Origin of the sequence: Amycolatopsis sp. M39, from assembly GCF_001651785.1 — a bacterium.
Classification (GTDB): domain Bacteria; phylum Actinomycetota; class Actinomycetes; order Mycobacteriales; family Pseudonocardiaceae; genus Amycolatopsis; species Amycolatopsis rubida.
The window spans coordinates 145432-145966 of sequence record NZ_LWSF01000017.1; the positions used below are offsets into that span (position 1 = coordinate 145432).

1 pseudogene is annotated in these 535 nt (G+C 69.9%); it reads left to right on the plus strand.

The features are described 5' to 3' along the window. Positions 1–223 precede the first annotated feature (223 nt). A pseudogene (locus A4R44_RS29970) lies at positions 224–535 on the plus strand (tryptophan--tRNA ligase); the annotation flags it as partial.

Here is a 535-nt window from a genome sequence, read left to right on the forward strand (position 1 = left end):
CTCGCCGCCTCGCCGCCTCGCCGCCTCGCCGGCTGCATCGCCAGCGGACTGCGGCGGCATCGGCGAGCTGGGCCGCACTCTCACCTCCTGAATCTCTCCGGTAGCAGCTCCTGCCCGGAAGCAAGCAGACCGTCGTAACGTCTCGTCCGCCCGTCCGTCCGTCCGTCCAGTGAACCGCCGGGCCCGCGGCAGCGCTTCCTCCGCAGCCTGAAAGAATCTCGGCGTGTCCGACGAACAGAACGGGCGCCTGCGGGTGCTTTCCGGGATCCAGCCGACAGCCGACTCCTTCCACCTCGGCAACTACCTGGGCGCCCTGCGCCAGTGGGTGCGGCTGCAGGACACCCACGAGACCTTCTACTGCGTCGTCGACCTGCACGCGATCACCGTCGAGCAGGACCCCAAGGTGCTGCTGGAGCGGACGCGGCGTTCTGCCGCGCAACTGCTCGCGATCGGGGTCGACCCGGCGCGCAGCGCCCTGTTCGTGCAGAGCCACGTGCCCGAGCACGCTCAGCTGAGCTGGGTGCTCGAATGCCAG